Source organism: Acidobacteriota bacterium (assembly GCA_019347945.1).
Lineage (GTDB): Bacteria > Acidobacteriota > Thermoanaerobaculia > Gp7-AA8 > JAHWKK01 > JAHWKK01.
On record JAHWKK010000008.1, the window covers coordinates 136,793 to 146,642 of the forward strand.

At 60.7% G+C, this 9,850-nt stretch carries 7 protein-coding genes; 3 read left to right on the plus strand and 4 right to left on the minus strand.

Annotation, left to right across the window (positions count from 1 at the left end):
• From KY459_07475 to dnaE, 3 genes are all read left to right on the plus strand, one after another.
• On the plus strand, window positions 1-675 hold the full coding sequence (locus KY459_07475) for an LON peptidase substrate-binding domain-containing protein (GenBank protein ID MBW3564549.1): 675 nt from the start codon (window positions 1-3) through the stop codon (window positions 673-675).
• A 17-nt stretch (window positions 676-692) separates the two neighbouring features.
• On the plus strand, window positions 693-1,139 hold the full coding sequence (locus KY459_07480) for a VOC family protein (GenBank protein MBW3564550.1): 447 nt from the start codon (window positions 693-695) through the stop codon (window positions 1,137-1,139).
• A gap of 148 nt (window positions 1,140-1,287) precedes the next feature.
• Window positions 1,288-4,902: a DNA polymerase III subunit alpha gene (gene dnaE, locus KY459_07485; GenBank protein MBW3564551.1), complete on the plus strand. Its 3,615-nt coding sequence runs from the start codon at window positions 1,288-1,290 to the stop codon at window positions 4,900-4,902.
• A 246-nt stretch (window positions 4,903-5,148) separates the two neighbouring features.
• Here dnaE and KY459_07490 read toward each other — a convergent pair whose 3' ends face one another.
• Genes KY459_07490 through KY459_07505 form a run of 4 tightly spaced genes read right to left on the minus strand, consistent with a single transcriptional unit; the run spans window position 5,149 to window position 9,618 of the window.
• Complete coding sequence (locus KY459_07490; GenBank protein ID MBW3564552.1) at window positions 5,149-7,242, minus strand: EAL domain-containing protein; 2,094 nt, start codon at window positions 7,240-7,242, stop codon at window positions 5,149-5,151.
• On the minus strand, window positions 7,239-7,694 hold the full coding sequence (locus KY459_07495; protein MBW3564553.1) for a response regulator: 456 nt from the start codon (window positions 7,692-7,694) through the stop codon (window positions 7,239-7,241). The genes KY459_07490 and KY459_07495 overlap by 4 nt, the downstream gene beginning before the upstream one ends.
• Window positions 7,651-9,471, minus strand: a complete 1,821-nt coding sequence (locus tag KY459_07500; GenBank protein MBW3564554.1) for a PAS domain S-box protein — start codon at window positions 9,469-9,471, stop codon at window positions 7,651-7,653. The genes KY459_07495 and KY459_07500 overlap by 44 nt, the downstream gene beginning before the upstream one ends.
• A gap of 9 nt (window positions 9,472-9,480) precedes the next feature.
• Window positions 9,481-9,618 (minus strand): hypothetical protein, encoded by a 138-nt coding sequence (locus tag KY459_07505; protein ID MBW3564555.1) that lies wholly within the window; start codon window positions 9,616-9,618, stop codon window positions 9,481-9,483.
• Between the last annotated feature and the right edge of the window lie 232 nt (window positions 9,619-9,850).

The following is a 9,850-nucleotide window of genomic DNA, read 5'->3' on the forward strand; positions in this document are numbered from 1 at the left end:
ATGACCGAAGAGCCCATCGAATATCCGGAAGGGGAATTCACCCTTCCGATTTTTCCTCTGCCCGACTTCGTATTTTTCGCGCACACCCGGGTTCCGCTTCATGTGTTCGAGCCCCGCTACCGCGCAATGGTGAGTGAAGCGCTGGAGAGCACGCGGCGAATCGGCCTGGTCCTGCTGAAGGAGGGCTGGCAGACGGATTACTACGGATCGCCTCCAGTTCATGCCTACGGTACGGCCGGACTCATCGAAAGCTCCTATCACTACGAGGATGGCCGATACGACGTGATGCTTCGGGGCCTCGTACGCTACAGAATTCTCGGCGAGAGCCACGAAGGGGAGTATCGCGTAGCGAGGGTGATCGCCGAGCCCGAGTTTCATGGGCGACCCGAGAAGATCTCGGAGCTCCGGAGCGAGCTCGTCGCGTTGTCGAAGCGCTATCTGCGACACTTCCCCGACAAGCCGGAAGTGCCTGAGCTCGAGACGGCACCTTTCGATGCGATCGTCAACGCCCTGGTGATGGCGCTCGGTTTCGACTCCGACAGGAAGCAGAAGCTCCTCGGTCTCAGCGATCTGACCGAACGGGCCCGGGTGGTGAGCGAATCGATGAGCGAAAAGCTCGAGATCATCGACTTTCTGGCGCCCTTCCGGAAGCCGGGCAATCCCACAAACAACTAGACGAGGAGCAGAGCACGATGGCGAAGGCGATACCCGAAGGATACCGAGCGCTCACCCCCTACATCGTGGTCGATGGTGCCAACGATGCGATCGAGTTCTACGTCCGCAACTTCGGCGGCAGGGTTTCGGTGAAACTCGACAGCGGTGACCTCGTCGGTCATGCCGAGATCATCATCGGCGACTCGATGCTCATGATCGCCGATGCTCAACCCGACATGGGATGGCCGGCGCCGGCCGCGGGAGCGGCACTTCCGATGTCCCTGGTCCTCTATACGGAAGACGTCGACGCAGTGTTCGCGCGCTGCATCGAGGAGGGAGCCGAAGAAGTCAGACCTGTCGAGGATCAGTTCTACGGCGATCGATCGGGGACCATTCGGGATCCGTGGGGTCACTTCTGGACGATTGCAACCCACATCGAGGATGTCAGCGAAGCTGAGATGAAGGAGCGAATGAGCCGGATGTGAGACCTGAGCTCGGGGATCGTTCGGTCGTCCAGTACGTGGATCCCCCTCAGATTCCACACACGCGCTGATCTCTGCCCCCACGGCCGGATCACTTGATAGAATTCGGGAAGCGGGCGGGGCGCTCCCCCCGAGACGTTCCCCTCAGACGATGTCGTTCGTACACCTTCACCAGCACACGCAATACTCACTCCTCGATGGAGCCAGCAGGCCGGCTGCTCTCGCCGCGCGTGTGGCCGAGCTGGGAATGCCGGCCTGCGCGATCACCGATCACGGAAACCTCTTCGGCGCGGTCGAGTTTTACGAGGCGATGGTGGCGGTCGGGGTCAAGCCGATCATCGGTTGTGAGACCTACATGGCCTTCGGATCCCGCCTCGAACGGCTCGGCCAGGAGAATCAGCAGGCGGATGCAGGGTCGAACAATCACCTGATTCTCCTTGCCCGAAACGAGACCGGCTACAGAAATCTCGTCAAGCTCGTCAGCGCGGGCTTTCTCGAGGGCTTCTACTACAAGCCGCGCATCGACAAGGAACTGCTCGACCGCCATCGGGAGGGCCTGATCTGTCTCTCCTCATGCCTGAAAGGGGAGGTTTCCCAGGCGCTCGCATCGGACGATTACGAACGGGCGAAGAAGGCGGCTCTCGAGTACAAGGAGATCCTCGGAGCCGACAACTTCTTCCTGGAGATCCAGGATCACGGGATTCCGGACCAGCAGAAGATCATCCCGATGATGGCTCGTCTCGGAAAGGAGACCGGCCTTCAGCTGGTTGCCACGAACGATTCCCACTATCTCCATCGGGATGACTCGTTCGCCCATGAAGTGCTTCTGGCGATCGGAACCGGGAAGTCGCTCGATGACGAACGCCGGATGCGCTTTCATTCCGACGACTTCTTCATCAAGGGTCCGGACGAGATGAAGGAGGTCTTCTCGGCGTATCCGCAGGCGATCGAGAACACCCTGGCGATCGCCGACCGGATCGATCTCGAGCTCGAGGCGAGCGGACACCATCTTCCGGAGTTTCCGGTGCCCGAGGGTTACGACATCGATTCTTACTTCGTCGAGACGGTTCAGCGGGGACTCGATCGCCGATTGGAGCAAATGAGGCCGCCCGGCGCCGAATGGAGAAAGGCACATCCGGTCGAGCACTATCAGGATCGGATCGACAAGGAGATCGGCATCATCCGGAACATGGGGTTCCAGGGCTACTTTCTGATCGTCTGGGATTTCATTCGTTTTGCGAAGGAAGCAAAGATTCCCGTCGGGCCGGGACGCGGCTCCGCGGCAGGATCGCTCGTCGCGTATGCGCTCGAGATCACGAATGTCGATCCGCTCGATTTCGAATTACTGTTCGAGCGCTTTCTGAATCCCGAGCGGATCTCGATGCCCGACATCGACATCGATTTCTGTATGAACCAGCGCGGGCGGGTGATCGAGTACGTGCGCGACAAGTATGGTGCCGAAAACGTAGCGCAGATCATCACCTTCGGAACGATGGCTGCGCGGAGCGTCGTCCGGGACGTCGGGCGCGTGCTCGGAGTGCCCTATGCCGTGGTCGACAAGATCGCGAAGATGATCCCGATGGGGGAGACGACTCTGTCAGAAGCGCGGGAGAGTGTCCCGATGCTCTCGGAGGCGATCCGGAACGATGACCAGATCGGCCAGTTGATCGACATCGCCGAAAGGCTGGAAGGGCTGACCCGCCACGCCGGAATGCATGCAGCGGGAGTCGTGATCACACCGAAGCCGGTGACTGATTACGTTCCACTCTATCGGACGAATCGCGACGAGATCGTCACCCAGTTCGACATGCGCGTCGTCGAAAAGATGGGTCTGCTCAAAATGGACTTCCTCGGTCTGCGGACGCTGACCGTCATCGATCAGGCGATCCGCACCGTCAAACTGCAGGACGGGATCGAGATCGACATCGATGCGATTCCGCTCGACGACCCGGAGGTCTACCGCATTTTCCAGGAAGGCCGCACCAAGGGCGTCTTCCAGTTCGAGTCGGGCGGAATGGTCGATCTTCTGAGGCGAGTGAGACCCGAGAAGTTCGAGGACCTCGCAGCCCTCAACGCTCTTTATCGTCCGGGCGCCCTCGATGCCGGAATGGTCGACGAGTTCGTGAAACGGAAGACGGGTAAATCGAAAGCACGCTTCGTCGTCCCCGTGATGAAGGAGATCCTCGAGGAAACCTACGGCGTGATCGTCTATCAGGAGCAGGTGATGGAGATCGCGCGCGAAGTCGCCGGGTTTTCGCTCGGTGAGGCCGACCTTCTTCGGAAAGCGATGGGGAAGAAGAAGAAGGAGATCATGGAGGAGCAGCGGGAGAAGTTCGTCGCTGGCGCGAAGGCCAGGGGTTATCCCGAAGAGAAAGCGACCGAGATCTTCAACTTCATCGAACCATTCGCGCGCTACGGATTCAACAAATCCCACTCGGTCGCCTATGCGCTGATCGCTTATCAGACGGCATGGTTGAAAGCTCATCATCCACGGCATTTCATGGCGGCTCTGATGTCGAGCGAAATGGACAAGACCGACTCTGTCGTGAAGTTCATGGGGGAGGCGGCATCGCTCGGAATCAGCGTACTCCCGCCGGACGTCAACGAATCCAACGAGGCATTCACCGTCGTCGGCGGCGACGTCCGGTTCGGGCTCGCCGCGGTCAAGGGAGTCGGGCTCGGAGCCGTCGAGTCGATTCTGCAGGCTCGACGCGAACAGGGGAGATTCGAATCCCTTCTCGAATTCTGCGAGGCGGTCGACCTCAGAGCCTGCAACAAGCGCGTCGTCGAGGCATTGATCAAATCGGGGTCGTTCGACGGATTCGGCGAGCCCCGTCGCTCGCTCTTCGAGAAACTGGAGCGTGTGACCGAGCAGGCGCTCCGTTCACGCGAGGAAAAAGCTATGGGACAGACCAGCCTGTTCGGCGGCGTGCCTGTGGCAACTCCGAGACGCTCGGTCGAGGATCAAACCCCGGAGTGGCCCGATGAAGAGAAGCTGCAGTTCGAAAAGGAGACGCTCGGCTTCTACATCACCGGACATCCACTCGACAAATTCACCGCGGAGCTCGAGACGTTCGCGACGGCATCGACTGCCGATCTCCACACGCATCTCGATGAAACAGTCAATCTCGGCGGTATGGTCAGCCAGCTCAAGAAGACGCGAATCAAGAAGGGGAGAAACGAAGGAAAGCTGATGGCGCGCATGGTGCTCGATGATCAGCACGGAGAAGTCGACGTCGTCGTCTTTTCAGAGCTATTCGAGAAGGTCGAGCGATGGCTCGAGGACGGCGTCGCAGTGCTGATCACGGCGAACGTGAAAGACACCGGTGGCGCTCCGGCAGGAAGGAGCGTGGCGCTCGCGGACGCCGAAGCGCAGGCGAGGCGGATCGAGGACGAGTACGGCGGACACCCCGATGTCGAGACCGAAGAGGAAGCCGGTACCCGGGTGACGCCGGAATTGAACGCGATCGACATCGTCCCGCTCGTCGGAGTCAGAGATGCAAAGGTCAAGTCGCTCTGCGTTCAGCTCGATTACTCGACAGTCGACGAACCACGCGTGGTGAAGCTACGGGAGATTTTCGAAAGGAACCGGGGGGAGACGCCCGTACAGGTCGCGCTGACCGAGCTGCCTGCCGAGCTCAGGAAGTCGCTCGGCAATGGTTCCGACCTCAGACTGCGGGTCAACCGTCACTTCATGGTGCAGCCGGGTCCGGAGCTGACCGCCGCGATCGAAGAGATCGAGGGACGGGTGATCTACACCTTTTGAAGAGTGAAGGGTGAAGAGTGAAGAGTGAAGGGTGAAGAGTGAAAAGAAGGCAGGCCCTCTTTTCGCGAAGCGACGATCGTTGACGAATGCTTAATCTCGCGAGATCCAAACACTCGTCATCCTGAGCCGCCGAAGGACGGCGAAGGATCTGGCGGCCGGCTCGTGAGTACACGCTGAGATGTCCGAAGAAGTTACTTTCACGGCGTCTCTTCTTTCACTCTTCACTCTTCACTCTTCATCGCGGTCTCAGTCGCGGAAATGATGATTCAACAATGCGCCGGCGACGGTCGCGGGAACCGGGGGAGAAAAGTAGTAGCCCTGGCCGAAATCGATGGCGATGGAGCGCATCCGGGCGAGCTGTCCTGCGGTCTCCAGGCCCTCGACCGTCACCGCCATTCCCATCAGGCGCGCGAGTTTGCTGATGGTGCGAACGATCTCGTCATCGCGCCTGGCTCCGTCCGGCGAGATGAACGAACGATCGATCTTCAGCGTGTCGAATCGGTATTGCCGCAGGGAGCTGAGCGATGAATATCCTGTGCCGAAGTCGTCGAGACTCACCCGGACGTCGGCCTTACGCAGCCCCTCGATCACTTTGGCTGCGACATCGGCGTTCTCGATCAGCGCCGTTTCGGTAAGCTCGAGATGAAGATGTTGCGGAGCCGCTCCGCTCCGGCGGATGGCGTTGATGATCATCGGCACGATGTCGGGCTGGAGAAGCTGGCGCGCGGAGAGATTCACATGCATCTCCAGGGGACCGGGACCCTGATGGAGCCGATTCCACTCGACGAGCTGTCGGAGCGCTTCGTTGAGTACCCACTGACCGATCGGTACGATCAGTGCGGCATCCTCCGCCACACGGACGATCTCGGCGGCTGGCACCAGCACGTCTCCCCGCTGCCAGCGAACCAGCGCCTCGAAACCGGCAATGATGCCCTGATCGAGGGAGACGATAGGCTGATAGTGCACCCGGAGCTCGCCACGGTCCATCGCGCGCCGAAGATCGGTTTCGAAGCGCAACAGTTCCACCGCACTATCATGCATCGTACGGTCGAATACCTCGTGTCTCGCGCGCCCCTGCCCCTTGGCGCGGTACATCGCGATGTCCGCATCACGCAGCACGTCCTGGGGCCGGTCGTATCCGCTGGCGCTGAGCGCGATTCCGATGCTCGCGGTGAGAAAAATCTCCTGATCTCGTATTCGAACCGGGACCACGAGAGCTTCCTGAATGCGGTGCGAGGTCCGGACGGCATCGGCAGCGTGCTCGATCGAATCGAGCAGGATGGTGAACTCGTCGCCGCCCAGCCGCGCCACGGTGTCGCCGGCTCGGACGGCCGTGGCGAAACGCTCCGACACCGCCACCAGCACTTCGTCGCCGAAGGCGTGTCCCAGGCTGTCATTGACCAGCTTGAACCGGTCGAGGTCGATGAACAGAACGGCAAAGCGATGTTCACGGTCGCGATGGGACTTCTGGAGCGATCTTTCGAGCCGGTCCATGAAGAGCGCGCGGTTCGGCATCTGGGTCAGACTGTCGTGAAACGCGTCGTGGGTCAGCCGTTCGAGCGCTTGCTTCCGCTCGGTCATATCGGTCATCGATCCGGCAAGCCGGGTCGCCTCGCCGGTCGCGTCACGCTGGGCCAGACCACGCGTCAGCATCCAGCGGTAAGTGCCGTCCCGACAGTACATCCGGTGCTCGACTTCGATGGCCGGCGTCTCTGCTCGCCGATGCATCTCGATGGCCATTCTCACCACCTCCACTTCCCCCGGATGAATGCGACCGAACCATTCTTCGGGAGAATCGGCAATCTCGTCTTCGTTCCAGCCGAGCATCGCTTTCCAACGCGGCGAGTAGTAGACCGTGTGGCGCACCAGGTCCCAGACCCACAGTCCATCATTGGCGCCGCGCACTGAGAGCGCGTATCGCTGCTCGCTTTCGCGCAGCGCAGCGAGGGTGCGACTCTGCGCCAGCGAATATCGGATTGCCCGCTCGAGGGTTTCCGCATCCAGATTTCCCTTCACCAGATAGTCGGCGGCTCCCGCCTCCATCGCGGCCAGATCGACGTCGCGGTCGCCCGCTCCGGTGAGAAGAATGATCGGGGTGGTCAGCTCCCGCGCCTCCGCCTCCCGCAGAATCTCCAGCCCGTCATGCGCACCGAGTCGATAGTCGGCGAGGATCACATCCCAGGGTTCGCGAGCCATGGCTTCGACAGCCCGATCGTAGTTGGCAGCCCATTCCAGCTGGAACGAGGCCCGGCGGCTCTCCGCCAGCAGGTCGCGGGTCAGGATGTAGTCATCCTCGTCGTCCTCCACCAGGAGAATCCGGATGGGCTCGGGAGCGTTCATGTCCCGTTGACAGGGAGCTCCACAATCTCGATCCAGTAGCGGCCGATCTCCCTCATGATCTCGACCAGCGACGCGAAGTGGACCGGTTTCGTGATGAACGAGTTGGCACCGAGATCGTAGGTGCGATAAATATCCTCCTCCGCCTTCGACGTCGTGAGAATGATCACCGGAATTCTCCGCAGTTCGGCGTCGGCCTTGATCTCGCGGAGTGCCTCCCGTCCATCCTTTCGAGGCATGTTCAGGTCGAGCAGGATCAGGCCCGGCCTCGGCGATTGAGCCGGATCGAAATAGCGTCCGCGGCGATGCAGATAGTCCATCAGATCGTCGCCGTCCTCTACGAAGCGGAGCTCGTTGATTACCCGGCTCTCGTCGAGTGCGTCGCGAGTGAGTATCCGGTCTTCCTCGTCGTCATCCGCCACCAGGATCGTGATCGGTTTCCCTGGATACTTCATCGCTGTCCCCTCCTGACCAGTGAATCATCGGCAGACGAACGACGAACATCGCGCCGGCGCCCGGCATGCCTCGAGCCTCGATCGTCCCTCCATGCCGCTCGACAATTCTCTTGCAGATGGCGAGTCCGATTCCGGTCCCATCATAGACGTCCCGCCCGTGCAGCCGCTCGAAGATCGTGAAGACCCGTTCGGCGTATTTCGGATCGAATCCGATCCCGTTGTCGGCGACCGTGATCTCGACCTCCGCCGGACCGGTGCTTGCGGTGATGCTCACCCGGGGTGGAACGCCTTCCCGATGAAACTTCAAACCGTTCGCGATCAGGTTCTGAAAGAGCTGCCGCATCTGGATCGGATCCGCATCGATCGCGGGCAGATCCTCAGCGCTCACCGTGGCGTCGAGCTCCGCAATGGAAACCTCCAGATCGCGAATGACCTCCTCGACGATTGTTTGCAGCTCGACGCGCAGGAAAGGTTGTGCGCGTGTCGTGATCCGCGACAACAGCAGCAGGTCATTGATCAGCGTCTGCATTCGGTTCGCTGCATTCTGCATCCGCCGCAGATAATCCTTTCCTTCCGCCGTCAGCACGCTGCCGTATTTTCGGCCGAGACGATCACCGAACGCCTGGATCTTTCGCAGCGGTTCCTGCAGGTCGTGGGATGCCACATAGGCGAAGTCCTCCAACTCGCGATTGCTCTGCTGAAGCCGGAGCGCGAACTGTCGTAGCTCTTCTTCCCCTCGCTTCCGTTCCCGTATGTCGCGCGCGATCACCACGGCACCCCCGCCGACCCTCCGTTCCCGGAGAGGCGATACTGAGAGACTGACGTTGATCGGATGGCCGTCTCTGTCGCGGAAGATTCGCTCTTTGTCACGCGCCGATGCACCCAGGAGGGTCTGCCGGAGATTCGGAGAGGGTGATTCGTCCGGATCGATGTAATCGAGGATGTCGATGGACTTCCCGAGAATTTCGGCCTCGCTGTACCCGAAGGTGGTCTGGACCGCCCTGTTGACCACTCGAATTCTCCCCTCCGAGTCGACCACGAACAGAGCGTCCCCCATCGTGTCGAGAATCTCGCCGGCCGCTCGAGCCGCGGTGATCGGAATGAAGCGGTGGCGCTGGATCGAGCGCCAGGCGAACAGGACGAAGAGGACCACGGGTATGTAGCCGATCGGTCGGCGATCGATCCCGAAGAGGGGTATAAGATCAATCGTGGCAAAGTAGACGATCGCAAAGGTGATCGCCAGCTTGCGCAACCGGCCTCTCCGTGTGACATCGGCAGTACGGCGGTACTCTCCAGCATATTCGAAGAGATGGAGGAGGAGAATCGCCCCGAAGTACGCAACGAATGCCACGCCTCCTGTCGTCGTGAATTCCGGGTAGTAGCCCCAGTCGAATCGGCGAACTCCCGGTTCCAGAACCAGGTCTGTTATGGCGATCCCTGCCACGAAGAGAGCCCCCAAACCCCAGTTGAGCGCAATCGCCATCCGGCGGCGTTCGACGATTCGAAGCGCAGTCGTGGTGAACTCGTAAATCGCCGCGGGCATCAGCGCGACCGCGGAAAGTCCGATGCGTCCGAGCAGGGCCGCGATCGACGGACCCGGCGCGTGGAACATCAGCCCGAACGAGAGCAGCCAGACCGCCACCAGACTGATCATCAGGCAAAAGAGTTGGGCCACCCGCACGATCCGTTGCCTGACGAGGATCACCCCCGCAATGACCAGCAGACTGCCGCCTACAGCCAGCCATGGGATCAGCCCGACGATGTCACGCGGTTGCACCGGGCGATTCTACTCGGCTGCTGACTGATCGACGAAGAGAGGTCCGGGTCCCGGAATCACGAGGGAAGAGTAAAGGGTGAAGAAGAGTGAAGAGTGCAGAGTGAAGAGTGAAAGAAGAGACGCCGTGAAAGTAACTTCTTCGAACATCTCACCTTGTACTCACGAGCCTGCCGCCAGATCCTCCGTCGTCCTTCGGCGGCTCCTAATGAAACGACGACGAAATTGCGTGGACTTCGACCCACTTGCAGCGCTTCGCTTGGGCTGATGTCCCACCCTGCAAGGTCCCTCGCTTGCCCACCCGACCGCCCGCTCGGGACGACGTCGGTTTGAGTATGGGGTGCGGAGTTTTGCGGGCTCCGGTTTTCATTCCCGCTTCACC

Bases quoted from the DNA above. Each gene is read 5' to 3' on its own strand.
- KY459_07495 (MBW3564553.1), bottom strand. From the start codon at position 7,694: ATGAAGTATCCAGGGAAACCGATCACGATCCTGGTGGCGGATGACGAC.
- KY459_07490 (MBW3564552.1), bottom strand. From the start codon at position 7,242: ATGAACGCTCCCGAGCCCATCCGGATTCTCCTGGTGGAGGACGACGAG.
- dnaE (MBW3564551.1), top strand. From the start codon at position 1,288: ATGTCGTTCGTACACCTTCACCAGCACACGCAATACTCACTCCTCGAT.
- KY459_07505 (MBW3564555.1), bottom strand. From the start codon at position 9,618: ATGTTCGAAGAAGTTACTTTCACGGCGTCTCTTCTTTCACTCTTCACT.
- KY459_07475 (MBW3564549.1), top strand. From the start codon at position 1: ATGACCGAAGAGCCCATCGAATATCCGGAAGGGGAATTCACCCTTCCG.
- KY459_07480 (MBW3564550.1), top strand. From the start codon at position 693: ATGGCGAAGGCGATACCCGAAGGATACCGAGCGCTCACCCCCTACATC.